Here is a 24,163-nt window from a genome sequence, read left to right on the forward strand (position 1 = left end):
ACCGTGCTGGAACGACTCTCCTGGAAGAGATTGTTGACCGAGCTGGCGCTGGTCTGTTTACCTGCGCTGGTGTTGGGTCTGTTGTTCGGATATCTGCCGTGGCTGCTGCTGATTGCGGTGACCGGCGTGATGTTCTGGCACTTCAGAAATCTGATGCGTCTGTCGCACTGGCTGTGGGTCGATCGTTCAATGACGCCGCCCACCGGACGCGGCAGCTGGGAACCGCTGTTTTATGGCCTGTACCAGATGCAATTGCGCAACCGGCGGCGGCGGCGCGAGCTGGGCAATCTGATCAAACGTTTCCGCAGCGGGGCAGAATCGCTGCCGGATGCGGTGGTGCTGACCACCGAAGAGGGCACTATTTTCTGGTGCAACGGCCTGGCGCAGCAGCACCTTGGCTTGCGCTGGCCGGAAGATAACGGTCAGAACATCCTCAATTTGCTGCGTTATCCTGAATTTTCCCGCTATATCCGTCAGCGCAAGTTCGACATGCCGCTGACGCAGATCCTTAATAATCAGCATCATATGGAATTCCGCGTGATGCCTTACAGCGAAGGTCAGTGGCTGATGGTGGCGCGTGATGTCACCCAGATGCACCAGCTGGAAGGCGCGCGACGCAACTTCTTTGCTAACGTCAGTCATGAACTGCGCACGCCGTTAACGGTATTGCAGGGTTATCTGGAAATGATGGACGACGCGGTGATGAACGAGCGCACGCGCAGCAAGGCGTTGCATACCATGCAAGAGCAGACGCGCCGCATGGACAGTCTGGTGAAGCAGTTGCTGACCTTGTCGCGTATCGAAGCGGCGCCAGCCATCGATCTCAAAGAGACGGTGGATGTGCCGGGCATGCTGATGCTGTTGCAGCGTGAAGCGGAAACGCTGAGTCAGGGACGTCACACCATCCATTTCCATACCGAACCGCATCTGAAAGTGTTCGGCAATGATGAGCAGCTACGTAGCGCCATTTCCAATCTGGTCTATAACGCGGTGAATCACACGCCGGATGGCACGCGCATCGACATCAGCTGGCTGCGCACCAAACAAGGCGCGCAGTTTAAGGTGTGTGATGACGGGCCGGGCATTAGCGAGCAGCATCTGCCGCGCCTCACCGAGCGTTTCTATCGCGTGGATAAAGCGCGTTCGCGCGCCACCGGCGGCAGCGGATTGGGGCTGGCGATCGTGAAGCATGCGTTGGGACATCACAACGCGCGGCTGGAGATCACCAGCGTGCCGCATCAGGAAACCTGTTTCAGCTTCCTGCTGCCGCCACGCTTGATTGTGGCTAACGTGATGCAAGAGCAGGTTAATTAAGGTCATGGGATCGCTATTCATGGCGCCATACTTATCAGTTAATAAAGCCTTTTTGGTGCGGGCGCTGACACATCTGCTGCGTCACGGGCCGTCCTCGCGCCGCTAGCGCGGTACCTTCGGCTTCCACGTTGTGCCGACGGACCGTTCGCGGATCGGCCTTCCCTGGCCGACCCCGAACTGCCTCGCGCATCCATGCGCGAGGCTCCTGGCCCAACGTAAAAGCCTCAGCGCTGCGAATGGCCCTTTTGCCGCAGCAGACGCGCCAGCGCCTGAAGCGAATGAGTCCTTTTCAACAACACGCACTGAAGTTTATGAGCAGGCCGGGGGCACTTTTGGGCAGGCAATCCGCAGCGCTGAACGAAGCGAGGAAGCCCGGAGAGCCCGCAGGACGCGGGCGAAAGGCGGAGCCGGGACAAGGAAGTCCCGTCTCCGCCGGTCCGTCAGGCAGACGAGCGAAGTGAAGGTATCGCGTAAGCGGCGTGAGGACCGCCGGACCAAAAGTGACCCCGGCCTGCGCACTCGTCGTTGGTTTAATGGACAAGCATTACGCCTTCATGGAGACCAATTCCCGCCTCATTAACAACCCATACGCAATGTATTGCGTGATAAATCGCGCCGCTCCAGAATAGGCGTCTTACTGAATCGCGGAATCGCCAATGAAATCGCTGTTGATCTCCCTCTTGCTGCTTTGCTCTGCTTTGGCACACGGCCAACAAACCATGCTAACCGGCAATCTGAGCAGCGTTGGATCGGATACGCTGGGTTATCTGATGACCTTGTGGGGCGAGGATTTCAGCCGCCAGTCGCCGGGCGTCAACGTTCAGGTGCAGGCGGCGGGATCTTCTACTGCGCCGACCGCGCTGGCGGCGGGTGCCGCACAGTTGGGTGCGATGAGCCGCCCGATGCAGATCGACGAACGTCAACTCTTTACCGCGCGCTACGGCTATCCGCCGCTGGCGGTGCCGGTGGCGATGGATGCGCTGGTGGTAGTGGTTAATCAGGACAATCCACTGCCGCGCATCGCGCCGCAACAACTCGACGCGCTGTTTTCCATCACGCGCCTATGCGGCGGGCAGCAAGTGCCGCAGCGCTGGGGCGATCTCGGCCTGAGTGACAGCCAGTGGGCCATGCGCAGCATCCAGCGCTATGGCCGCAACTCGGCGTCGGGCACATGGGGCTTCTTCAAGCAGCAGGCGCTGTGTAAAGGCGATTTCCGTGCTGACGTGGCTGAATTCCCCGGTTCCGCGGCGGTGGTGCAAGCCGTTGCCGCCACGCCCAACAGCATTGGTTACGCCAGTTTTGGTTTTCATCTCAGCGGCGTGAAAATGCTGCCGGTGGTTACGGCGAACGGCGATAGCGTGATGCCGGATGCCGAATCGATACGCAGCGGCCGCTATCCGTGGTCGCGCCCGCTCTATATCTACGTCAACAAAGCGCCCGGCAAACCGCTGCCGCCGCTGGTCAATGCCTTTCTGCATCAGGTGTTATCGCCACAAGGTCAGCGTCGGGTGAGCGAAGCCGGCTATCTGCCATTGTCCGATAGCCAGATGGCGCAAGCGCGGGCGGCAATTGAGGGAAATTGAAGAACGTGCATCTGAACATGAAATAGTTTCATGTAAGCTGAATTTTCTTCCGTTGCCGAAAAGGTAACAGCGTGGCATTCTTCTTGGACATATAGCCGTCCAGATGGCTGAAATAACCCAGCGAAATTATACCCTGACGCAACTATGCGCTCAGCCAGGAGAGAAGATGCCACGTCATAACCCGTTCCGCGCCGATACCGTCGGCAGTTTTCTGCGTCCCGCTGCCATCAAGCAGGCGCGTGTGCAGTTTACCAATGGCGAAATCAACGCTGATCAACTGCGTCAGGTTGAAGATCGCGAAATCCGCAACGTTGTAGAACAGCAGCGTGCCAACGGCCTGCAGATCGTTACTGATGGTGAATTCCGTCGCGCATGGTGGCACTTCGATTTCTTCGGCGATCTGCACGGCGTCGAGCTGTTCGAAGCGGAGCAGGGCATTCAGTTCAACGGCGTGCAGACCAAAGCGCACGGCGTGAAAGTCACCGGTAAAGTGGCCTTTAATCCTCAACACCCGATGCTGGATCACTTCCGCTTCCTGCAAAGCGTGGCGGGCGATGCGGTTGCCAAGATGACGATTCCCAGCCCAAGCGTGCTGCACTTCCGCGGTGGCCGTAAGGTGATCGATGCCACGGTGTATCCCGATCTGAAAGATTACTTCGCCGATCTGGCGCAGACCTATAAAGACGCCATCAAAGCGTTTTATGCGGCTGGCTGCCGTTATCTGCAGCTGGATGACACGGTGTGGGCCTATCTGTGCTCAACCGAACAGCAGCAGCAGATCCGAGAGCGTGGTGAAGATCCACAGGAACTGGCGCGCATCTATGCTGAAGTGCTGAATACTGCACTGGAAGGTAAGCCAGAGGATCTGACCGTTGGGCTGCATGTGTGTCGCGGCAACTTCCGCTCAACCTGGATCTCCGAAGGTGGCTATGAGCCGGTCGCCGAAGTGCTGTTTGGCGGCGTGAATATCGATGCTTTCTACCTGGAGTATGACAACGAACGTTCAGGTGGCTTCGAGCCGCTGCGCTTCCTCAAGCCTGGCCATCAGCAAGTGGTGCTGGGTTTGATCACCACCAAAAACGGCGAGCTGGAAGATGCGGAGCAGGTGAAAGCGCGTTTGCAGGAAGCAGCACAGTTCGTCAGCCTCGATCAAATCTGCCTCAGCCCGCAGTGTGGCTTTGCCTCAACCGAAGAGGGCAACAGCCTGAGCGAAGAGCAGCAGTGGCAGAAGATTCGTCTGGTGGTCGATATAGCAAGAACAGTCTGGTAATTCTGTAAAGTTAGCCAAACAGGCGCGTAAATCGCGCCTCTTGTGCATCCACAGGCTGATTTATGCAAAGAGATCTCCCGCACTGAGGAAACATTTAGCAAATCATCTGAGGTGTTTTGCCGCTATTCCACCGTGATTCACTGCTTTCTCCCGCTATCTTGTTATATCCTTCTGGTTTTCCGATCCCGTATTGCCTTTCTTCGCTATAAACGTTCTAATTTGCGCCGTTGTCGATTTATCCCTCTGCGAACAGAAGAAAAGTAGATTAAATCACCTGCGCTTTAACGATTAGTCCCGCATAACACGCTGGTCTTGCCTTATAAGCCCTCGTTTTAGCGCATCCAGAGGACAACACGAACTCAACTTCCACCGCAACATCAGCTACAGGCAGTACAGAAGTTTATGACACATCGTTTAACCTCCAAGGATATCCTGGCGCTGGGCTTCATGACGTTTGCCCTATTCGTTGGCGCAGGAAATATCATCTTCCCACCGATGGTGGGGATTCAGTCTGGCGAACACGTTTGGATTGCGGCATTCGGCTTCCTGATTACGGCTGTTGGCTTACCGGTGATCACCGTTATCGCGCTGGCGCGCGTGGGCGGCGGCATTGATGCGCTGAGCTCGCCGATTGGTAAAGCGGCAGGCTTGCTGCTGGCGACTGTTTGCTACCTGGCAGTTGGCCCGCTGTTTGCCACGCCGCGTACCGCCACCGTTTCCTTTGCCGTGGGTATTGCACCGCTGACCGGCGATGGCGCGCTGCCGCTGTTCATCTATAGCCTGATTTACTTCGCGCTGGTGATTGGCATCTCGCTGTATCCGGGCAAACTGCTGGATACCGTCGGCCACTTCCTCGCACCGCTGAAAATTCTGGCGCTGATTGTGCTCGGCGTTGCCGTGTTGATCTGGCCGGCCGGTGGCGTTTCGCCGGGCACCGAAGAGTATCAGCGTGCCGCCTTCTCCAGCGGTTTCGTTAATGGTTATCTGACCATGGATACGCTGGGAGCGCTGGTGTTCGGTATCGTTATCGTCAATGCGGCGCGTTCACGCGGTGTTGAAGATGCTAAACTGCTGACGCGCTACACCATGCTGGCGGGCATCATCGCCGGTATCGGTCTGACGCTGATTTACCTGACGCTGTTCAAACTCGGTAACGATAGCGGCGCATTAGTGGCGCAGAGCGCCAACGGTGCTGAAATTCTGCATGCTTACGTGCAGCAGACTTTCGGCGGCATGGGCAGTTTCTTCCTCGCGGCACTGATCTTCGTCGCCTGCATGGTGACGGCGGTTGGCCTGACCTGCGCCTGTGCAGAATTCTTTGCGCAATACGTTCCGCTGTCGTATAAAACGCTGGTATTTATTCTGGGCCTGTTCTCGATGGTGGTGTCGAATCTCGGCCTGAGCCATCTGATTCAGATCTCGATTCCGGTGCTGACGGCGATTTATCCGCCATGCATCGTGCTGGTGGTTCTGAGCTTCACGCTGAAGTTCTGGAACAAAAGTTCGCGTATCATCGCGCCGACCATGCTGGTAAGCCTGGTGTTCGGTATCGTTGATGCCATCAAAACCACCAGCTTTAAAGATGTGTTGCCGCTGTTCAGTCAGCATTTGCCGCTGGCCGATCAGGGACTCTCCTGGTTGCCGCCATCGCTGGCGATGCTGGTGATTGCCGCGGTAGTTGATCGGGCAAAAGGACGTGAGCAGGTCGCGGTTCATCAGTAAGCGACATTGCTGTTAATTCCAACCACGGGCTTGCCCGTGGTTTTTCATTTTCAAGGTACTGAGTGTTATGCAAGAAACCAATAAGCTCAAACGCGGACTGAGCACGCGCCACATTCGCTTTATGGCGCTGGGATCGGCGATTGGCACCGGGCTGTTTTACGGCTCGGCGGATGCCATCAAAATGGCGGGCCCAAGCGTGCTGCTGGCGTACATCATCGGCGGTGCGGTGGCGTACATCATCATGCGTGCGTTGGGGGAAATGTCGGTCAACAATCCGCAGGCCAGCTCATTCTCGCGCTATGCGCAGGATTATCTCGGCCCGCTGGCCGGATACATCACCGGCTGGACCTACTGTTTTGAAATCCTGATTGTGGCGATTGCCGACGTAACGGCTTTTGGTATCTACATGGGCGTGTGGTTCCCCGATGTGCCGCACTGGATTTGGGTGCTGAGCGTGGTGCTGATTATTGGCGCCATCAACCTGATGAGCGTGAAAGTATTTGGCGAAGTGGAGTTCTGGTTCTCCTTTTTCAAAGTCGCCACCATCATCATCATGATTCTCGCCGGCTTCGGCATGATTTTCTGGGGCATCGGCAACGGCGGCCAACCGACCGGCATTCACAATCTGTGGACTAATGGCGGCTTCTTCGCGCACGGCATCGTCGGCATGCTGTTGTCACTGCAGATGGTGATGTTTGCCTACGGCGGCATTGAGATTATCGGGATTACCGCCGGTGAAGCGGAAGATCCGAAGACCTCGATTCCGCGCGCCATCAACTCCGTACCGATGCGTATTCTGGTGTTCTACGTTGGTACGCTGTTCGTCATCATGTCGATTTATCCGTGGAATCAGGTGGGCACTTCTGGCAGTCCGTTCGTGCTGACCTTCCAGCATTTGGGTATTGCTGCCGCGGCATCAATTCTTAACTTCGTGGTGCTGACGGCGTCGCTTTCGGCGATTAACAGCGATGTGTTTGGCGTGGGGCGTATGCTGCACGGCATGGCGCAACAGGGCCACGCACCGAAGGTGTTCCAGAAGGTTTCGAATCGTGGGATTCCGTGGGTGACGGTTTTGGTGATGATGCTGGCGATGCTGATCGCGGTGTATCTCAACTACCTGATGCCAGAGAAAGTGTTCCTGGTGATCGCCTCGCTGGCGACCTTTGCTACCGTTTGGGTGTGGATCATGATTCTGCTGTCGCAGATCGCCTTCCGCCGCAAGATTGGCAAAGAGCAAGCCGGTAAGCTGGATTTTGCCATGCCGGGCGGTAGCGCTACCGCATGGTTCGGCGTGCTGTTCCTGGCCTTCATTATTGGGCTGATTGGTTACTTCCCGGATACGCGCGTGTCGCTGTACGTTGGTTTTGCGTGGATTGCACTGCTATTACTGGCGTGGCCGCTAGTGAAAAAGCATAAGCGCTAATCACATGTGAACGGGGCGCTTTTTACGGCGCCCCGTTTATCCTGATTTACCAATTCTTTCCTAACGCAATCTCGCCACCAAATGGACTCAGATGATTGTGGTCGTAATAGAGCGGCAATCCTTCACGGGTAATCATACAACCCTGCTCATTGCACAGCTTGTCGCGCAGCGACAGTACGCGCACCTCATGCTGCTGATAGCTTTGCAATAATCTCTCGACCGCTGCTTCAGGTAACTGGAAGAGTGTGGTGCGTTCGCTTAGTAGCGGCGGTGCTTCCCATTTGCCCAGCCAGGCGCTCAGTACACGGCGAATCGGCATGTTGCGGTTATGACTGAAGCGCAGAGGATCGATGGCTATTGTTGGCGCTCCCTCAATCACGGTGACTTTTTTTCCGGCCTGAAGCAGCTGCGTTATCACGCTATCCATGCCTAGTTTGAGCGCGGCCAGATTACTTTGCTGTGCATCGCCGATGGCGCTGAAACCTTCGCCCGGCAACAGGCTCATGCCGGCCGCCCAATAAGCGCTGATCACCACTTCATCAATCTTGTCGCTCAGCACCAGCTTCAGGACATGCTGATTGAAATTAATGCACTGCTGCGCGTGTTGTGGCATTTGTCTGACCACGCGCGTGGCATCAAGCAGGAAAGGGCACGAAGCTTTGGTAAGTTGAAACAGCGGCTTCTGCTGGCGCAACGCATAACCCGCTACCGTACTGCGCAAGGCTGCAGCGTGGCTATCACCGATCAATGCGATGCCGGGACGATCGCTGACCGGCTGGCACTCCGCGAGTTGTGATGGGAGATTGGCGCCGTAATCCAGCAGACAGGGATTGCGCTGCGCCGAAATCTTCCATGATTCGCCATTCACTACCACATCACTTACGCGCGACTTCATGCCGCCGGTTTGCCACAACACCACCATCGCAGCGGCAGCAACAATCGAAGAGGCGCAATAGCCGGGAATGACCCAACGTGTGCGATTGCCTGCCTGACGGAATGGTTGCTCAACGAAACGCCATGACAGCCAGGCAATGCCCAATGCTATGCCGCTGATGGTCAATCCTTGCCAGACGCTGAGTGGATGATCGCTGCAGATGCGCGCCAGGCTCAGCAGTGGCCAGTGCCACAGATACCAGGAATAGGAAACCTTGCCGATAAAGCGCATCGGCGCATTCTCGAGTAATCGTTTATTCAGCTCACCGCGTGCGCCAATCATCAGGCACGCCGCCAGTACCGGGATCAGCGCCAGCCAGCCGGGGAAGCGGTCTTGTTTCGTCAGTAACAGGCTGGCGGCCAAGATCAGCAACCAGCCGAGCAGATTGAGCAGGTTAGCCGCTCGACCTTCCAGCGGCTTTGGCTTCCACAATGCTAGCAGCACGCCTGCGCCCATTTCCCACGCGCGCGTCGGCAACAGGTAGAACGCATGGGTGCTGGCAAGCGGCGTCAGCCAGATACAGGCCGCCAGCGATAGCGCGCTCAGCACCAGCACCACACCCGCCATTGAGCGTTTAAGGCGTGCCGCCAGCAGGAGAATAAACGGTAGTACGATATAGAATTGTTCTTCGACGCCCAGTGACCAGGTCATCAACAGCGGATTGAGATCGGCATCGCTGCTAAAATAGTCACCACTTTTCAGCAATAACATATTGGGCACGGAGATAAATACCGCCACGCTGTATTTCGCCAGCTGGCTGAACTCCAGCGGTGAGAGCAGAATAAACCCGAGCAGCAGCAATATCGACATCATAAAGAACAGCGCGGGCGCAATGCGGCGAATACGGCGTAAATAGAATTGATAAAACGAGAAATGTCCTTCAGATATTTCTTTGCTAATGATGCCACCAATCAGAAAACCAGAAATAACAAAGAACAGGTCTACGCCAATAAAACCGCCGTTTAGCGCGGAAACACCGGAATGGAATAACACAACCAGAATAATGGCAACGGCGCGCAGGCCGTCAATGTCCGCACGATAGCGGTGAGAGGCAGTCATAATCAAAATCCATATTGATATTACTATTTCAGACAGGGACGAATAAGCTACAAGAAAAAATAAATCGGCGCGTCCTGTCGCCGAAAAAACTACAAAAAAGAGAAAATGAGTATTACTAAGGGATGTTTGACCTGTGCAGTATATCGTATTTTTATTGTTGCCGGGACTTTTGGAAAAAAAAGAGAAAAATCTCAAGGCTGTTAGGAATATTACTTACAGCGCGCTTAAGTAATTTTGAATAAAAGTTAAGTCCGCATAATTTTACGAACTTAACCTAATACGAAAATTATAACGATAAATGCGCAGGCAGCAGCGCTTTCAGCTGCGGATAAATCACTGCATTAGCCAGCAGCACCGGATTGCCGCTCTGCAAGCCGTGATTAGCCAGATAATCGTTGGTGATGCCGCCCGCTTCGCGCATCAGCACAATGCCTGGCAAGCCATCCCACGGATTCATATGCGCTTCGTAGTAACCAATTAATCGACCGGCCGCCGCCCACGCACTCATTAACGCCCCCGAACCGTTGCGGATAAACATGCCGCCCTGCGCCAGCAATGCGCTGATAAAAGTGGTCAGCGGTTCAATCGGTTGGCTGTTGGAGCTGCTCAGACCAAGCAATCCCTGATCGAGCTGCTGGGCGCTGTGCGCCTGGATGCGTTTATCATTAACCCATGCACCTTTGCCGCGACAGGCGTGAAAGGTTTCATGATGATTGGGATCGCACACCACGCCAATCACCGCTTCGTTCTCACAGACAATTGCCAGCGATACGCACCAGTTATGCAAGCCGTTAAGGAAACTGCTGGTGCCATCAATCGGATCGATCACCCAGACAAAGCGTGCGCCAGCGCTATCGCCGCCGCTCTCTTCGCCCAACACCGCATCGTCAGGAAAGCGTTCGTGGATCAGATGCTTGACCAATTCCTCAACGTTGCGATCGGCTTCGCTGACCACATCCTGCAGATCTTTCTTATGCTCAACCACTAATTGATGACGTTGCTGATACCAGGATAAAGCCCGGCTGGCGGCTGTTTTGGCAACATCACAGGCGAAATGATAACGTGCGTCGAGTTCGGTAAGCGAAGCTGATGACATCTTTCCCTCTTATGATTTTCAGGCTGGCGAAGCAACAACAGACGCCAAAAATGGCGTATTGGCTGTGTGACGAAGTTAACAAAAGTTAAGAAAGGCTTCATTAAGCCGCAGATGGCTGCGCGTGACAAGAGGGGGAAAAGCCCGCCAGTGAAATTTTTCTTCTCACTGGCGGGTAATACGGGATGAAGCCTTAATGGCGGGTTCTTACGCCAATTTGACGCATGTCGTTACCGGTTGGCGATTGATGGACGCGCAGACCAAAAGTAGGTAGCACCGCGTAAATATGGTCAAAGATATCCGCTTGAATATTCTCGTACTCTTTCCACACCGTGGTGTTGGTGAATACATACACTTCCAGCGGCAAACCGTTTTCACCTGGTGCTAACTGCCGCACCATTAACGTCATCTCTTGATGAATACGCGGATGCTGCTCCAGCCAGCTCTGCAGCCAGACGCGGAAGGTACCGATATTCGTCAGGCGGCGACCGTTGAGTGGCGAATCTAAATCACAGCCCAGTTGCGCATTCCATGCGGCCACTTCTTCGCTTTTGCTATCCAGATACGGTGCCAGCAGATGCGCACTTTTCAGCTGCTGCATCATGGCATCATCAAGGAAGCCAATACTGGTGGTATCAATATGAATGCTGCGCTTAATGCGACGCCCACCGGATTCCGACATACCGCGCCAGTTTTTAAAGGAGTCTGAAATTAAGGCGTAAGCGGGAATGGTTACAATGGTGTTATCCCAGTTGCGCACTTTTACCGTGGTCAGGGAAATATCGATGACCGCGCCGTCCGCGCCATATTTTGGCATTTCCAGCCAGTCATTCATTTTCAACATATTATTGGCGGCTAACTGAATGCCGGCTACCAGACCCAGAATTGGATCTTTAAATACCAGCATCAGCACCGCGGTCATGGCACCGAGTCCGGTGATCAATACGCCGGGCGATTTACCCAACAGCAGCGAAATAATCATGATTACCATTAAAATGGCGGCGATCAATTTCACGCTCTGGATAATACCGCGCAGCGGTAATTGCTGTGCCAGCATGCTGTTCGCGCTGAGCTGCTGCAGTAAATCCAGCAAGGAGAACAACATCAGCAGGGCGAAGATCATCATCCACAGCTGGGCGAAAATCAGCAGCGCTGCATAGATCTGAGCACTGTCGTGCAGGAAGAGTTCAGTCTGTAATTTGAATAGCACACCTTGCATCAGCCAGACGCTGCGGCTAAACAGGCGACTGTTAATCAGCGCTTTTGGCCACTGACGGCTACTTTTCTCGGTGTAGCGACGCAGCAGCGGCAAGATAGCGCGGTGCAGAATGGCGTGAGTAAGCAGTGAGATGGCAAAGATAATGGCAATCACTATCCCCAACGCCAGGATGTGCGTGTAGCTAAGACCGGCTTCTGCGAGCCGGTTGGCAATAAGATGCTGCATGAGATTTCCCTGAGTGTGACGAAGATTAAGGTCACGCAGGGTAGGTGATGAGAAATTTCCCGTCCAACAGACGGGTCTTGAATTACCTAATATTACAATTCTTGCGCGCGCGCGGCGGCCATTAAGCGCGGATAAAACTGGAAGAACAGCGGCTCAAGTTGCTCGTAGTGATCAACAAAATCCTGATAGGAGTCGCGCAGCGCGGCTAAGCGCGGACGGCGATGCGCCATGCCGTTGAGCACGCGTGCCAGCCGCGTTGGTTCGGCATAGTGCTCAAACCAGCGCTCGCGCCACATCACCGCGTTCAGCTCGATGAAACCTTCCGGCGTGCCCGCCAGCTGCGGCACGATGTCTTGTTCAGCCGCAGCGGTAAACGCCACCAGCGATTGCGTCGGATGGAATTTATCCCAGTGCAGCGCGAGGAAATGGTCCCAAATCACGTCGAGCGTGATGGGCGCCACGCGCCGCGTTTCCGGACGAAACAGCGCACGCGCAATCCGCACTTCAGGCAAGTTATCGGTCAGGACGTCGAGGCGACGATGCATGGCAATGCCATCCACCACCGGCGCAGGCCATTGTGATTGCACGTTGCCGCGCACGAAATCGGCCATGAGATTGCCCAGCAGAGAGCTGTTAGCCAGCTGCGCCAGGTGAAGGTGAGCGAGAAAGTTCATGGCGCATTATATACACGTCATACTTCAAGTTACAGGTGTGATGGCTGCTCTCGTTTGCCGCCTTCCTGTACCTCGAATTATTTTGTGTATTCGCAGAGTCACAGAAGCGCAGCCAGTTGTTCAGAATTTGCCGCTTTTCCGCTAGACTATGCCGCCTGATTTTAAGTCCTGAAGAAGTGAAGCATGCGCGTAGCCGATTTTACCTTTGAGTTGCCAGAATCCTTAATCGCCCACTATCCGCAGGCGCAGCGAAGCAGTTGCCGCTTGCTGTCGCTGGATGGCCCAAGCGGCGCGTTAAGCCACGGCGTATTTACAGACGTGATGGATAAGCTCAATCCGGGCGATCTGCTGGTGTTCAACAACACCCGCGTGATTCCGGCGCGCGTCTTTGGCCGTAAAGCCAGCGGCGGAAAAATCGAGATGCTGGTTGAGCGCATGCTGGACGATAAGCGCGTACTGGCGCACGTGCGCGCCTCCAAAGCACCGAAGCCGGGCGCAGCGCTGCTGCTGGGCGATGACGAAAGCGTCAAAGCCACGATGGTGGCGCGCCATGACACGCTGTTTGAGATCGCCTTCGAAGACGATCGCGCGGTGCTGGATATTCTCAACAGCGTCGGCCACATGCCGCTGCCGCCGTATATCGATCGTCCGGATGAGGATGCCGACCGTGAGCTGTACCAAACCGTGTACGGCGTGCGTCCCGGCGCCGTCGCCGCGCCTACCGCCGGTTTGCACTTTGACGAGCCGCTGCTGGAAGCGCTGAAAGCCAAAGGCGTGGAGATGGCGTTTGTCACGCTGCACGTCGGTGCCGGGACTTTCCAGCCGGTGCGGGTGGAAACCATCGAAGATCACATCATGCACGCCGAATACGCGGAAGTGCCGCAGGATGTGGTGGATGCGGTGCTGGCGTGTAAAGCACGCGGCAACAAAGTGGTCGCCGTGGGCACCACCTCAGTGCGTTCGCTGGAGAGCGCCGCGAAGGCCAGCCAGGACGCGCTGATTGCACCGTTCTTCGATGACACGCAGATTTTCATCTATCCCGGCTATCACTATCAGGTGATTGATGCGCTGATCACCAACTTCCACCTGCCGGAATCGACCCTGATTATGCTGGTTTCGGCTTTTGCCGGTTATCAGCACACCATGGCGGCTTATCACAGCGCGGTGGCAGAGCAGTATCGTTTCTTTAGCTACGGGGATGCGATGTACATCACCCGTAATCCACAAGCGCCTGACGAAAGCGTCGGCGCATAATTGAATCAGACTGTTTCTCTGATCAGAGGTTAATGTGAAATTTGAATTAGATACTACTGACGGGCGCGCGCGCCGTGGCCGTCTGGTCTTTGATCGTGGCGTTGTTGAAACCCCGGCATTTATGCCGGTGGGCACCTACGGCACGGTGAAAGGCATGACGCCGGAAGAAGTGAAAGAGACCGGCGCGCAGATCCTGCTCGGCAACACCTTCCACCTGTGGCTGCGTCCAGGTCAGGAGATCATGAAACTGCACGGCGACCTGCACGATTTCATGAACTGGCAAGGGCCGATCCTTACCGATTCCGGCGGCTTCCAGGTGTTCAGCCTTGGCGATATCCGTAAGATCACCGAAGCGGGCGTGCACTTCCGTAACCCGATCAACGGCGATCCGATTTTCCTCGATCCGGAAAAGTCGATGGAGATTCAGTTCGATCTCGGTTCTGACGTGGTGATGATCTTCGACGAATGTACGCCTTATCCGGCGGATTGGGATTACGCCAAACGTTCGATGGAGATGTCGTTGCGCTGGGCACAACGCAGCCGTGATCGCTTCGATTCGCTCGGCAATAAAAATGCATTGTTTGGCATTATTCAGGGCGGTGTTTACGAAGATTTACGAGATGTCTCGGTTAAAGGTCTGGTAGAGATTGGCTTTGATGGGTACGCTGTGGGCGGCCTGGCGGTGGGTGAACCTAAAGAGGACATGCACCGAATCCTGGAGCACGTCTGTCCGCAAATTCCGCAAGACAAACCGCGTTATTTGATGGGCGTCGGCAAGCCAGAAGATCTGGTGGAAGGCGTTCGCCGCGGTATCGATATGTTTGACTGCGTTATGCCAACGCGCAATGCGCGCAATGGTCATCTGTTTGTTACCGATGGCGTGGTGAAAATTCGTAATGCCCGGTATAAAGATGACACCGCAACGCTGGATGCAGAGTGTGATTGTTACACCTGTCGCAATTATAGCCGCGCCTACTTGCATCATCTTGATCGCTGTAACGAAATACTGGGCGCACGCCTGAATACGATTCACAATCTGCGCTATTACCAGCGTTTGATGGCCGGTTTACGTAAGGCTATCGAAGAGGGTAAATTAGAGCACTTTGTTAGCGAGTTCTACCAACGGACGGGGAAGGCGGTTCCTCCGCTGAACGTCTGATAATTCATCAATGAGGGAAATTTAATGAGCTTTTTCATTTCTGACGCCGTAGCCGCAGCAGGCGCACCGTCTCAGGGAAGTCCGTATTCTCTGGTGATCATGCTGGTGGTATTTGGTCTGATCTTCTACTTCATGATTCTGCGTCCACAGCAGAAGCGTACTAAAGATCACAAGAAACTGATGGATTCCATCTCTAAAGGTGATGAAGTGCTGACCAGCGGTGGTTTAGTTGGCCGTGTGACCAAAGTGGCAGAAACTGGCTATGTTTCTATTGCCCTGAACGACACCACTGAAGTAGTTGTTAAACGTGATTTCGTGGCCGCCGTTCTGCCGAAAGGTACTTTGAAGGCGCTGTAATTTTTTCTTCCCGAAGGGAACTGCCGTGTTAAACCGTTATCCTTTGTGGAAGTACATCATGCTGGTCGTCGTGATTCTCGTCGGCCTGCTCTATGCGCTTCCTAACCTTTATGGTGAGGATCCGGCCGTTCAGATCACTGGTGCGCGCGGTGGCGCCGCCAGTGAGCAAACGTTGGATCAGATCCAGACCGTATTAAAACAAGACAATATCGAGAGCAAATCCCTCGCTCTGGAAAATGGTGCCATTCTGGCCCGCTTTGCAACGCAGGATGGACAGCTGCGCGCGCGTGATGCACTCACCAGCGCGCTGGGCGAAGACTACATTGTGGCCCTCAATCTTGCGCCGGCAACGCCTCGCTGGCTGAGCATGCTGTCCGCAGAACCGATGAAACTCGGTCTTGATCTGCGCGGCGGCGTTCACTTCCTGATGGAAGTGGATATGGATACGGCTCTGGGCAAACTGCAAGAGCAGAACGCCGACAGCCTGCGCAGCGATCTGCGCGACAAAAGCATTCCCTATACCACCGTTAATAAAATCGCGAACTATGGCGTAGAAGTGCGTTTCCGTGACGGCGCCAGCCGTGACGCGGCAATCAGCTACTTGTCTACTCGCCACCGCGATCTGGTGATCTCAAGCCAGGGCAGCGATGCGCTGCGTGCGGTGATGAGCGATGCGCGCCTGAGCGAAGCGCGTGAATATGCGGTGCAGCAAAACATCACCATTCTGCGTAACCGTGTGAACCAGCTCGGCGTTGCCGAACCGCTGGTGCAGCGTCAGGGTTCTGACCGCATCGTGGTGGAACTGCCGGGTATTCAGGACACCGCGCGCGCCAAAGAGATTCTGGGCGCTACCGCCACGCTGGAATTCCGTCTGGTGAACACCAGCGTGGATCCAACCGCAGCGGCCAGCGGCCGTGTGCCAGGCGATTCGGAAGTGAAGAAAACCCGCGACGGGCAGCCAGTGGTGCTGTACAAGCGTGTGATTCTGACCGGTGATCACATCACCGATTCCACGTCGAGCATGGATGAGTACAACCAGCCGCAGGTGAACATTTCACTGGATGGCGCGGGCGGCAACATGATGTCCAACTTCACCAAGGACAACATCGGTAAGCCGATGGCGACCCTGTTTGTGGAGTACAAAGACAGCGGTAAGAAAGATGCCAACGGCCGGTCGATTCTGGTGAAACAGGAAGAAGTGATTAACGTGGCGAACATCCAGTCGCGCCTCGGTAACAGCTTCCGTATCACCGGTATCAATAATGCAAACGAAGCACGTCAGCTGTCGCTGCTGCTGCGCGCGGGTGCGTTGATTGCGCCAATCCAGATTGTAGAAGAGCGTACTATCGGCCCAACCATGGGGCAGCAGAACATCACACAAGGCCTCGAAGCCTGCCTGTGGGGTTTGATTGCGTCGATCCTGTTCATGGTGGTGTTCTACAAGAAGTTTGGTCTTATCGCTACCAGCGCGCTGCTGTGTAACCTGGTGCTGATTGTCGGCATCATGTCACTGCTGCCAGGCGCGACGCTTACTATGCCGGGTATTGCCGGTATCGTGTTGACGCTGGCGGTTGCGGTCGATGCTAACGTTTTGATTAACGAACGTATTAAAGAAGAGTTGCGTAATGGACGCTCGGTACAGCAGGCGATTCATGAAGGCTATAAAGGCGCCTTTTCCAGTATCGTCGACGCCAACGTCACTACGCTGATCAAAGTTATCATTCTTTATGCGGTCGGTACCGGTTCAATCAAAGGCTTTGCGATTACCACGGCTATCGGTATCGCAACCTCAATGTTTACCGCTATCGTCGGCACCCGTGCCATCGTTAACCTGGTGTACGGCGGCAAACGCATCAACAAGCTGTCTATCTGAGGAGTGCGTTGTGGCACAGGAATATAGTATTGAGCAGCTAAATCACGGGCGTAAAGTCGTCGACTTTATGCGCTGGGATAAGCTGGCTTTCATCATCTCCGGTCTGCTGATTGTGGCGTCTATCGTCATTGTCGGTGTGCGAGGCTTCAACTGGGGCCTCGACTTTACCGGCGGAACGGTGATTGAGATTAACCTGGAAAAACCGGCGGATCTCGACGCGCTGCGCGAAGGTTTGGTGAAAGCGGGCTTTGAAGAGCCGCTGGTGCAGAACTTTGGTAGTAGCCGTGATGTGATGGTGCGTATGCCTCCGGCGACCGGCAATGCCGGCACCGAACTGGGTAACAAAGTGCTGGCTTCCATTAGCCAGACGACACAGCAAAACGCCACCGTGAAACGTATCGAGTTCGTTGGCCCAAGCGTGGGTAGCGATCTGGCGCAGGCCGGTGCGATGGCGCTGCTGTCAGCGCTGATTGCGATTTTGATCTACATCGGCTTTCGCTTTGAGTGGCGTTTAGCGCTCGGCACCGTTCTGGCGCTGGCGCACGATGTGATCATCACCTGTGGCATTTTGTCGCTGGCGCACGTCGAAATCGACCTGACGATTGTCGCCTCATTGATGTCGGTAATTGGTTACTCGCTTAACGATAAGATCGTGGTCTCCGACCGTATTCGTGAGAACTTCCGCAAGATTCGCCGCGGTTCTTCTTACGACATCACTAACGTGTCGCTGACCCAGACGCTAAGCCGTACCTTGATCACCTCCATCACTACGCTGGCGATGATCATGATCCTGTTCGTGTTTGGTGGTGCGCTGCTGAAAGGCTTCTCACTGACCATGCTGATCGGTGTCACCATTGGTACCATTTCATCGATTTATGTCTCTTCAGCGCTGGCGCTGAAACTCGGCATGAAGCGTGAACATATGCTGGTGCAGAAAGTGGAAAAAGAGGGCGCAGATCAGCCTTCGATTCTGCCGTAACGCGGAGTCAGAAAGTAAACGGGCTGCCATTGGCAGCCCGTTTTTTATGCCTGTCGATCAGGACATCGTGCACAGCGGTCACCATAAATGGCGACCCTACAAATGCGTGTAGCGTGCATATTCAAGGTCCGGTTTTTTTGACAGCGGTTCCTTCCACATCGTGCACGCGCACGTAGCCGAGTTGCTCCGGGGTTAACCCGCTGAGTCGCAGCGGCACGCTGACGGAACTGCGTGGCATTAACTCTGCGGAAACCTCAATGGTCTGGTTCAGGCTGCCCGCGTTAAGCGGTTTGCCGCTGGCCGGATCCATTTCGCCCCATACCACGGTCGCGCGCAGTGCCGGAATCGGCTGATCATCGGTTGAGCGGATATTCAGATTGGCGCGACTGCCGCTGGCTTCACCCGCCACCTGCGAGAGTGACAAACGCAATTTACCTAGCTGCGTCTGTAACTCCACCGGCGTATTGGCTTGCGGCAACAGCCACGCGCCCTGGGTGGATTGGCTGTTCAGCTGTCCCTGAATCTCCAGCGCCGTTGCCTGATTGGTCAGCTTGCGCATCTGCTGATTAAGCTGACTCACCTCCTGATGCAACTCTTTGACCTGCGGTGAAACCGGCGTTGAACTGCAACCACTGAGAACCAGCAAAGAGAGTGCTGCCGGAGCCCAAAACGTCCTGATCGTCATGCAATGTCCTTTCTTTATTCGGGAATTCGTAAAACCTGGCCAGGGTAGATCTTATCAGGATGCGTCAGCATTGGCTTGTTCGCCTCGAAAATCTTGTTGTATTGATTAGGATTTCCGTAGACCTCTTTCGATACCGCACTCAAAGTATCACCTTTTTTCACGGTGTAGAATTTCGCAGGCGTAGCGGCATCGCTGGCGGTGACCTTGTCATCTACCTTGGTGATGCCCGCGACGTTACCGGCGGCCACCAAAATCTTCTCTTTCAACTCCTGAGAGATGCCATCGCCAGTCACAGTAACGGTATCGCCTTTGACATCCACCTTGACCTTATCGCTGTCGGGCAAACCGAGTTTGTTGATGTGATCCTGCAATTTCTTGCTGGCATCGTCGCCGCCGCCACTGACGGCATCCCACAGTTTTTCTCCAGCATCTTTCACGAAATCAAACAGACCCATACATCCTCCAGATTTTTATGATGTTGGCCGCCTTGCTGGCGGCTCTTTAAGCGTAGTGGTTTTTTGCCTGAGGTCATCTAGGTGATGTCTTGCATTTGGCTTAACGTCACAAACGGGGATTCACACATTATGTGCCACACACATACATTTTGTGGCGCGATCGCGCTACACTGTGTGGCCTATTTATCTCGCATCAGGAAGCCTCATGCATTGCCCATTCTGCTCCGCTGTGGACACCAAAGTGATTGATTCTCGTCTGGTTAGTGAAGGATCGTCGGTGCGTCGCCGTCGTCAGTGTCTGGTGTGTCATGAGCGTTTTACCACCTTTGAAGTGGCAGAGCTGGTGATGCCGCGCGTGGTAAAAAGCAACGATGTGCGTGAACCCTTCAATGAAGACAAGCTCAGCAGCGGCATGATTAAGGCGCTGGAAAAACGCCCCGTCAGCGCCGATGCGGTTGAAAGCGCGGTCAATCATATTAAAACTCAGCTGCGTGCTACCGGTGAACGCGAAGTGCCAAGCGCACTGATCGGCAATCTGGTGATGGATGAGCTGAAAAAGCTCGATAAAGTGGCCTACATTCGCTTTGCCTCGGTCTATCGCAGCTTCGAAGATATTCGCGATTTTGGTGAAGAGATCGCCCGCCTACAGGACTAATCCATGACTGACGAACGCTATATGGCGCGCGCGCTGGAACTGGCGCGGCGCGGACGCTTTACCACCACACCTAACCCCAACGTCGGCTGCGTGATTTTGCGCGAGGGCGAGATTGTCGGCGAAGGCTGGCATCAGCGCGCCGGCGAACCGCATGCCGAAGTGCATGCGCTGCGTATGGCGGGCGAACGAGCTGCTGGCGCAACCGCGTATGTCACGCTGGAACCTTGTAGCCACCATGGACGCACGCCGCCGTGCTGCGATGCGCTGATTGCCGCAGGCGTGACGCGCGTGGTTGCCGCGATGCAGGATCCCAATCCGCAGGTAGCGGGACGTGGACTTTATCGTTTACAGCAGGCGGGCATCGACGTCAGTCATGGCCTGATGATGAACGAAGCGGAAGCGCTGAACCGGGGTTTTCTGAAACGTATGCGTACTGGATTCCCGTGGATCCAGCTGAAACTCGGCGCATCCCTTGATGGCCGCACCGCCATGGCGAGTGGCGAAAGTCAGTGGATCACCTCCGCGGCCGCAAGGCGCGATGTGCAACGTTTACGCGCCCAGAGTTCAGCTATTCTTAGCACCAGCGCCACGGTGTTGGCTGACAATCCGTCGCTCACGGTACGCTGGAGTGAATTGAATGAAGAGGTGCGTGCGCAGCTCGAAGAAAGCCAGCTGCGTCAGCCGGTGCGCGTGGTGATTGACAGCCAACAGCGCGTCACGCCGCAACACCGTTTGATTGACCAGCCAGGCGAAACCTGGCTGATGCGCAGCGAGCCCGATCAACACGCGTGGCCCGCCAGTGTGACCCAGATTGCGGTGCCGCAGCGTGGTGAACAGCTTGATTTGGTCGCGATGATGATGTTGCTCGGCCAGCGCCAGATCAACAGCGTGTGGGTGGAAGCGGGTGCCGGATTAGCGGGTGCTTTGCTGCAAGCGGGCCTGGTGGATGAGCTGATTGTTTACATGGCGCCAAAGCTGTTAGGGAATGCCGCACGCGGCCTGTGCACGCTGCCCGGACTGGAACAGCTGGCCGATGCGCCGGCCCTGAATTTTAGCGATGTGCGCCTGGTTGGCGAGGACCTGCGCCTGACGCTGACGCCGCGCTGAAAGCGCGCGGAAAAGCCTGAGCGCGTCGCCAAAGAGTATGATAGAATCCGCCCCCTTCTGCGGGGCCATAAAACAACCCAAAGGATATGTATGAAAGTTATCGAAGCTCCTGTTGCCACGCCTGATGCAAACATTGCCATCGTAATTGCGCGTTTTAACAACTTCATTAATGACAGCCTGCTGGACGGCGCGATTGACGCACTTAAGCGCATCGGCCAGGTGAAAGCAGATAACATCACCGTTGTCTGGGTTCCAGGTGCATACGAACTGCCGCTGGCAGCACGCGCACTGGCGAAGGCCGGTAAGCACGACGCCATTGTTGCGTTGGGCACTGTCATTCGTGGCGGCACCGCACATTTCGAATATGTGGCCGGTGAAGCCAGCTCGGGCATTGCGCACGTCGCGATGACCAGCGAAATCCCGGTGACCTTCGGCGTGTTGACCACTGAAAATATCGAGCAGGCGATTGAACGCGCCGGCACGAAAGCAGGTAATAAAGGTGCCGAAGCGGCCCTGACTGCACTCGAAATGATCAACGTATTGAAAGCCATCAAAGCCTGATTTTTGTAAGGGGAATTTTGTGAAACCTGCTGCTCGTCGTCGCGCCCGTGAGTGCGCTGTCCAGGCGCTTTACTCCTGGCAGCTGTCTAAGAACGACATTGCCGATGTGGAATACCAGTTTCTGGCGGAACAAGACGTCAAAGACGTCGATATTAGCTATTTCCGCGAATTGCTGGCCGGTGTGGCGACTAACAGCGCGTACCTGGACGGTCTGATGAAGCCTTACCTGTCGCGTCAGCTGGAAGAGCTGGGCCAGGTAGAAAAAGCCATCCTGCGTATTTCGCTGTATGAGCTGAGCAAGCGTTCTGATGTGCCTTATAAAGTGGCCATCAACGAAGGCATCGAGTTGGCAAAAGTGTTTGGTGCTGAAGACAGCCACAAATTCGTCAACGGTGTCCTCGACAAAGCTGCCCCGCAAATTCGACCCAATAAAAAATAGTTTTAAAGGCCGGTTTTCCGGCCTTTTTCTCATTGAGACCTGACTTATGTCTTGTGGTGAATTCGAACTGATCGCACGTTACTTTAACCGCGTCACCAGCTCCCGCCGCGATGTGGAGAAAGGAATTGGTGACGACTGCGCGTTACTCAACGTGCCAGAAAAACAGACACTTGCCATCAGCACCGACACGCTGGTTGCGGGCGTCCACTTCTTACGTGATATCCATCCCGCCGATCTCGGCTACAAAGCCGTCGCCGTTAATCTCAGTGATTTAGCCGCCATGGGCGCCGATCCGGCCTGGCTGACGCTGGCATTAACGCTGCCTGAAATTGATGAAGAGTGGGTGGCGGCCTTTAGCGATAGCCTGTTTGAGCTACTGGATTATTACGATATGCAGCTGATTGGCGGCGATACCACGCGCGGACCGCTGAGCATGACGCTCGGTATTCACGGTTTAGTGCCGGTGGGAAGGGCGCTGAAACGTTCGGGTGCGAAGCCAGGCGACTGGATCTTTGTCACCGGCACCTTGGGTGACAGTGCGGCCGGTTTGTCGCTGCTGCAGCATCGCCATCGCCTGAACGATCCGGCGGTGCACGAAGCGTTGATCAAACGCCATTTGCGTCCAATGCCGCGCGTGCTGCAAGGCCAGGCGCTGCGCGGTCTGGCGACCTCGGCGATCGATATCTCTGATGGCCTGATTTCCGATCTCGGTCATGTGCTGACCGCCAGCCGCGTTGGCGCTCGCATCAATCTCGACGCGTTACCGCTTTCAGCGGCCCTGCGCGATCACTTCGAGCCTGAGCTGGTGCTGAAATGGGCGTTGAGCGGCGGCGAAGATTACGAGCTGTGCTTTACCGTGCCGGAGGTGAACCGTGGCGCACTCGACGTGGCGCTCGGCCATTTTGGTGTGCCTTATACCTGCATTGGTCAGATTGCACCGGAATCGGAAGGGCTGAGTTTGCTGGAGAACGGCAAGCCGCGCAGCGTGGATGTGAAAGGGTTTGATCACTTCGGTGTGAAGTGAACGAGGTGGCCATGAATGGCCACCCTACAAAACGTCGCCATTTATGGCGACCTGGTTCCTGAATCACTCAAATCCCACCACCGGATGCGGTTGATATACCGTTTCCAGCTCGGCAATCTCATTCTCACTCAACTCCACATCCACTGCTTTCACCAGCTCGGCGAACTGCTGCTCGCGCGAGGCGCCAATGATCGGCGCGGTGACCGCCGGTTTATGTAATAGCCACGCCAGCGCCACCTGCGCGCGCGTCACGCCTTTATCGGCGGCAACGTTAGCCAGACGTTCGGCAATCGCCGCATCGTTCTCTTCGGTGCCGGTATACAGCTTCTCCATCACATTATCCGATACTGAACGCGCGGTGGTTTCGCCCCACGGACGCGTGAGTTTACCGCGCGCCAGCGGGCTCCACGGCAGCACCGCGATCCCTTCCCGCTGACACAGCGGATGCATGTCATTCTCTTCCTCACGCTGAATCAGGTTGTACTGATCCTGCATGCTGACAAAGCGTGCCCAGTTATTTTGCTTCTGCAGATCCAGCGCCTGAGCAAACTGCGATGCGTGCATTGATGATGCGCCGATGTAACGCGCCTTGCCGGATTTCACCACTTCATGCAGCGCTTCCAGCGTCTCTTCAATCGGCGTGGCGTAATCCCAGCGGTGAATCTGCAGCAGATCGACATACTCCATACCAAGGCGCGTCAGGCTGTCATCAATCGATTGCAGGATATTCTGGCGCGACAAGCCTTGTGACAGATTGCTCAGCGGGAAATAGACCTTAGTGGCGACCACAACCTGATCGCGGCGGGCATAATCTTTCAGCGCGCTGCCCACGATCTCTTCGCTGCTGCCATCGGAATAGCTGTTGGCGGTATCGAAGAAGTTGATGCCGGCTTCCAGCGCCTGCTTGATCAACGGTCGGCTGCTCTCTTCGGGCAGCGTCCACGCGTGATTGCCGCGCGTGGGATCGCCGTAAGTCATGCAGCCTAAACAGAGACGTGAAACCTGTAAGTCGGTTTGGCCTAGGGGAATGGTTTTCATCTATTTGGGCTCCTGCTCTTATGCTTGAGGGAAATCGTTCCCTAAGCATAGCAGCAGGCTC

General features: G+C 55.4%; 22 protein-coding genes. 15 read left to right on the forward strand and 7 right to left on the reverse strand.

Annotated features, from left to right (window positions below):
• Window positions 1-3 precede the first annotated feature (3 nt).
• From phoR to proY, 5 genes are all read left to right on the forward strand, one after another.
• The gene (gene phoR, locus K5Y32_RS00620) at window positions 4-1,314 is read left to right on the forward strand and encodes a phosphate regulon sensor histidine kinase PhoR (protein WP_222181535.1); all 1,311 of its coding nucleotides are present in this window, start codon (window positions 4-6) and stop codon (window positions 1,312-1,314) included.
• A gap of 656 nt (window positions 1,315-1,970) precedes the next feature.
• On the forward strand, window positions 1,971-2,897 hold the full coding sequence (locus K5Y32_RS00625) for a PstS family phosphate ABC transporter substrate-binding protein (protein WP_222181536.1): 927 nt from the start codon (window positions 1,971-1,973) through the stop codon (window positions 2,895-2,897).
• A 166-nt stretch (window positions 2,898-3,063) separates the two neighbouring features.
• Entirely contained in the window at window positions 3,064-4,167 is a 1,104-nt protein-coding gene (locus K5Y32_RS00630) for a cobalamin-independent methionine synthase II family protein (protein ID WP_222181537.1), read from the forward strand.
• A 402-nt stretch (window positions 4,168-4,569) separates the two neighbouring features.
• Window positions 4,570-5,889: a branched-chain amino acid transporter carrier protein BrnQ gene (brnQ, locus tag K5Y32_RS00635; RefSeq protein WP_222181538.1), complete on the forward strand. Its 1,320-nt coding sequence runs from the start codon at window positions 4,570-4,572 to the stop codon at window positions 5,887-5,889.
• Between the two features lie 67 nt (window positions 5,890-5,956).
• Window positions 5,957-7,312, forward strand: coding sequence for a proline-specific permease ProY (proY, locus tag K5Y32_RS00640; RefSeq protein ID WP_222181539.1), 1,356 nt, complete (start codon window positions 5,957-5,959; stop codon window positions 7,310-7,312).
• Between the two features lie 46 nt (window positions 7,313-7,358).
• Here the strand turns inward: proY and K5Y32_RS00645 are convergent, their stop codons facing one another.
• The 4 genes from K5Y32_RS00645 to K5Y32_RS00660 form a co-directional block, all read right to left on the reverse strand.
• On the reverse strand, window positions 7,359-9,305 hold the full coding sequence (locus tag K5Y32_RS00645; protein ID WP_222181540.1) for an acyltransferase family protein: 1,947 nt from the start codon (window positions 9,303-9,305) through the stop codon (window positions 7,359-7,361).
• A gap of 286 nt (window positions 9,306-9,591) precedes the next feature.
• Window positions 9,592-10,401, reverse strand: a complete 810-nt coding sequence (locus tag K5Y32_RS00650) for an inositol monophosphatase (RefSeq protein WP_222181541.1) — start codon at window positions 10,399-10,401, stop codon at window positions 9,592-9,594.
• A gap of 190 nt (window positions 10,402-10,591) precedes the next feature.
• Window positions 10,592-11,842 carry a mechanosensitive ion channel family protein gene (locus K5Y32_RS00655; protein WP_192236718.1) on the reverse strand — a complete coding sequence of 417 codons (1,251 nt, stop codon included), beginning with the start codon at window positions 11,840-11,842 and terminating at the stop codon, window positions 10,592-10,594.
• A 92-nt stretch (window positions 11,843-11,934) separates the two neighbouring features.
• The gene (locus tag K5Y32_RS00660; RefSeq protein WP_222181542.1) at window positions 11,935-12,516 is read right to left on the reverse strand and encodes an ACP phosphodiesterase; all 582 of its coding nucleotides are present in this window, start codon (window positions 12,514-12,516) and stop codon (window positions 11,935-11,937) included.
• A 183-nt stretch (window positions 12,517-12,699) separates the two neighbouring features.
• Here K5Y32_RS00660 and queA point away from each other — a divergent pair, with 183 nt between their 5' ends.
• The 5 genes from queA to secF are packed head-to-tail and all read left to right on the forward strand — an operon-like array spanning window position 12,700 to window position 18,138.
• Complete coding sequence (gene queA / locus K5Y32_RS00665) at window positions 12,700-13,770, forward strand: tRNA preQ1(34) S-adenosylmethionine ribosyltransferase-isomerase QueA (RefSeq protein WP_222181543.1); 1,071 nt, start codon at window positions 12,700-12,702, stop codon at window positions 13,768-13,770.
• Window positions 13,771-13,804: 34 nt separating this feature from the next.
• Complete coding sequence (gene tgt / locus K5Y32_RS00670; RefSeq protein ID WP_061717469.1) at window positions 13,805-14,929, forward strand: tRNA guanosine(34) transglycosylase Tgt; 1,125 nt, start codon at window positions 13,805-13,807, stop codon at window positions 14,927-14,929.
• A 24-nt stretch (window positions 14,930-14,953) separates the two neighbouring features.
• Window positions 14,954-15,286 (forward strand): preprotein translocase subunit YajC, encoded by a 333-nt coding sequence (yajC, locus tag K5Y32_RS00675; RefSeq protein ID WP_008103990.1) that lies wholly within the window; start codon window positions 14,954-14,956, stop codon window positions 15,284-15,286.
• Window positions 15,287-15,311: 25 nt separating this feature from the next.
• Complete coding sequence (gene secD, locus K5Y32_RS00680; RefSeq protein ID WP_101762445.1) at window positions 15,312-17,159, forward strand: protein translocase subunit SecD; 1,848 nt, start codon at window positions 15,312-15,314, stop codon at window positions 17,157-17,159.
• A 10-nt stretch (window positions 17,160-17,169) separates the two neighbouring features.
• Window positions 17,170-18,138, forward strand: coding sequence for a protein translocase subunit SecF (gene secF, locus K5Y32_RS00685; RefSeq protein ID WP_101762444.1), 969 nt, complete (start codon window positions 17,170-17,172; stop codon window positions 18,136-18,138).
• A 121-nt stretch (window positions 18,139-18,259) separates the two neighbouring features.
• On the opposite strand, the gene K5Y32_RS00690 is transcribed toward secF, so the two are convergent.
• Both K5Y32_RS00690 and lysM read right to left on the reverse strand, forming a co-directional pair.
• Window positions 18,260-18,823 carry a DUF3251 domain-containing protein gene (locus K5Y32_RS00690; protein ID WP_222181544.1) on the reverse strand — a complete coding sequence of 188 codons (564 nt, stop codon included), beginning with the start codon at window positions 18,821-18,823 and terminating at the stop codon, window positions 18,260-18,262.
• 14 nt (window positions 18,824-18,837) lie between these two features.
• Window positions 18,838-19,278, reverse strand: a complete 441-nt coding sequence (gene lysM, locus K5Y32_RS00695; RefSeq protein WP_110867754.1) for a peptidoglycan-binding protein LysM — start codon at window positions 19,276-19,278, stop codon at window positions 18,838-18,840.
• A gap of 205 nt (window positions 19,279-19,483) precedes the next feature.
• Between lysM and nrdR the strand changes: the two genes are divergently transcribed.
• From nrdR to thiL, 5 genes are all read left to right on the forward strand, one after another.
• Complete coding sequence (gene nrdR, locus K5Y32_RS00700) at window positions 19,484-19,933, forward strand: transcriptional regulator NrdR (protein ID WP_008103978.1); 450 nt, start codon at window positions 19,484-19,486, stop codon at window positions 19,931-19,933.
• Between the two features lie 3 nt (window positions 19,934-19,936).
• Window positions 19,937-21,040 carry a bifunctional diaminohydroxyphosphoribosylaminopyrimidine deaminase/5-amino-6-(5-phosphoribosylamino)uracil reductase RibD gene (ribD, locus tag K5Y32_RS00705; RefSeq protein ID WP_222181545.1) on the forward strand — a complete coding sequence of 368 codons (1,104 nt, stop codon included), beginning with the start codon at window positions 19,937-19,939 and terminating at the stop codon, window positions 21,038-21,040.
• Window positions 21,041-21,130: 90 nt separating this feature from the next.
• On the forward strand, window positions 21,131-21,601 hold the full coding sequence (ribE, locus tag K5Y32_RS00710) for a 6,7-dimethyl-8-ribityllumazine synthase (protein ID WP_007887008.1): 471 nt from the start codon (window positions 21,131-21,133) through the stop codon (window positions 21,599-21,601).
• A 19-nt stretch (window positions 21,602-21,620) separates the two neighbouring features.
• Window positions 21,621-22,040 carry a transcription antitermination factor NusB gene (gene nusB, locus K5Y32_RS00715; RefSeq protein WP_007887007.1) on the forward strand — a complete coding sequence of 140 codons (420 nt, stop codon included), beginning with the start codon at window positions 21,621-21,623 and terminating at the stop codon, window positions 22,038-22,040.
• A gap of 46 nt (window positions 22,041-22,086) precedes the next feature.
• Entirely contained in the window at window positions 22,087-23,064 is a 978-nt protein-coding gene (thiL, locus tag K5Y32_RS00720; RefSeq protein ID WP_061717466.1) for a thiamine-phosphate kinase, read from the forward strand.
• Between the two features lie 63 nt (window positions 23,065-23,127).
• Here thiL and K5Y32_RS00725 read toward each other — a convergent pair whose 3' ends face one another.
• Window positions 23,128-24,102 (reverse strand): aldo/keto reductase, encoded by a 975-nt coding sequence (locus K5Y32_RS00725; RefSeq protein ID WP_222181546.1) that lies wholly within the window; start codon window positions 24,100-24,102, stop codon window positions 23,128-23,130.
• Window positions 24,103-24,163: the final 61 nt, after the last annotated feature.

It is taken from the genome of Pantoea sp. DY-15 (assembly GCF_019795935.1).
Lineage (GTDB): Bacteria > Pseudomonadota > Gammaproteobacteria > Enterobacterales > Enterobacteriaceae > Pantoea > Pantoea leporis.

Coding starts and splice junctions, on each gene's coding strand:
- nrdR (WP_008103978.1), top strand. CDS start 19,484: ATGCATTGCCCATTCTGCTCCGCTGTGGACACCAAAGTGATTGATTCT.
- K5Y32_RS00690 (WP_222181544.1), bottom strand. CDS start 18,823: ATGACGATCAGGACGTTTTGGGCTCCGGCAGCACTCTCTTTGCTGGTT.
- lysM (WP_110867754.1), bottom strand. CDS start 19,278: ATGGGTCTGTTTGATTTCGTGAAAGATGCTGGAGAAAAACTGTGGGAT.
- K5Y32_RS00725 (WP_222181546.1), bottom strand. CDS start 24,102: ATGAAAACCATTCCCCTAGGCCAAACCGACTTACAGGTTTCACGTCTC.
- brnQ (WP_222181538.1), top strand. CDS start 4,570: ATGACACATCGTTTAACCTCCAAGGATATCCTGGCGCTGGGCTTCATG.
- ribD (WP_222181545.1), top strand. CDS start 19,937: ATGACTGACGAACGCTATATGGCGCGCGCGCTGGAACTGGCGCGGCGC.
- K5Y32_RS00625 (WP_222181536.1), top strand. CDS start 1,971: ATGAAATCGCTGTTGATCTCCCTCTTGCTGCTTTGCTCTGCTTTGGCA.
- ribE (WP_007887008.1), top strand. CDS start 21,131: ATGAAAGTTATCGAAGCTCCTGTTGCCACGCCTGATGCAAACATTGCC.
- queA (WP_222181543.1), top strand. CDS start 12,700: ATGCGCGTAGCCGATTTTACCTTTGAGTTGCCAGAATCCTTAATCGCC.
- K5Y32_RS00660 (WP_222181542.1), bottom strand. CDS start 12,516: ATGAACTTTCTCGCTCACCTTCACCTGGCGCAGCTGGCTAACAGCTCT.
- proY (WP_222181539.1), top strand. CDS start 5,957: ATGCAAGAAACCAATAAGCTCAAACGCGGACTGAGCACGCGCCACATT.
- K5Y32_RS00655 (WP_192236718.1), bottom strand. CDS start 11,842: ATGCAGCATCTTATTGCCAACCGGCTCGCAGAAGCCGGTCTTAGCTAC.
- yajC (WP_008103990.1), top strand. CDS start 14,954: ATGAGCTTTTTCATTTCTGACGCCGTAGCCGCAGCAGGCGCACCGTCT.
- K5Y32_RS00630 (WP_222181537.1), top strand. CDS start 3,064: ATGCCACGTCATAACCCGTTCCGCGCCGATACCGTCGGCAGTTTTCTG.
- thiL (WP_061717466.1), top strand. CDS start 22,087: ATGTCTTGTGGTGAATTCGAACTGATCGCACGTTACTTTAACCGCGTC.
- K5Y32_RS00650 (WP_222181541.1), bottom strand. CDS start 10,401: ATGTCATCAGCTTCGCTTACCGAACTCGACGCACGTTATCATTTCGCC.
- K5Y32_RS00645 (WP_222181540.1), bottom strand. CDS start 9,305: ATGACTGCCTCTCACCGCTATCGTGCGGACATTGACGGCCTGCGCGCC.